Origin of the sequence: Bartonella sp. AA89HNZF (assembly GCF_042196905.1) — a bacterium.
Lineage (GTDB): Bacteria > Pseudomonadota > Alphaproteobacteria > Rhizobiales > Rhizobiaceae > Bartonella.
Genome location: NZ_JBHIRD010000111.1, coordinates 1 through 710 on the forward strand (window position 1 = coordinate 1; position 710 = coordinate 710).

Annotated in this window: 1 pseudogene; it reads right to left on the reverse strand. The window is 32.0% G+C overall.

The features are described from left to right. Positions 1–15 precede the first annotated feature (15 nt). Positions 16–710 (reverse strand): annotated as a pseudogene (locus ACFIN0_RS09995) (hypothetical protein); the annotation flags it as partial.

Below are 710 nucleotides of genomic sequence, written 5' to 3' on the forward strand. Positions count from 1 at the left end.
GATCCATAAGTGTCTTTAAGCGTAGATCGCTGTTGCAAGTTGATTGAAGCTTTCTGAAAGGTTATTTGCGAAATTGTTTGACGGTGGTTTATAACATGCGCTTTCATATAGTTTTTTCACTTCTGATTTTTTGTGTTTCTTAATTACCAATCCATATTCTGGATGCGTAATCCAATTATCCCAAGCGCTTTGCCAATCGCGTTCATTTGCATTTCGACATGGGTTGGATTTTGAAAAGCGTACAAATTTTTCAAATTCTGATAAGGCTTCATCATGCGTTAATCCTTGTTCAGTTGCGTATTGAAAATCGGGTTTGAAATCTTCTAGTATTCTTTCAACTTCTTGTTTTTCCCTTGTTTTCTTTGTTTCTTCAAAAAAATTTGCTTTCTCTGGAAAATAAGCAGGCATTATCTTATCAACGATTTCTGAAAGTTGTTTTCCAACCTTTTTAACTTTTCGTGAAGGCAATTTCTCAATCATCGCTTCGTTAATTTGCCATCGGTTGTTAGCTTCATTGGAAAGATTAATATTTTGCTCGTGAATGATTGGTTGTTTGGTTTCTATCGTTTTGATTTGTTCTGATTGAACATCATCACATTCGATTGCCTTTTCAACAAAATCGTTTGTTTCTAAATTTTCAAAATCAATTTCTCTTTTTGATAAAATAATATTTTTATTTTTTTTGTTATTGTTAATGTTAATGTTATTGT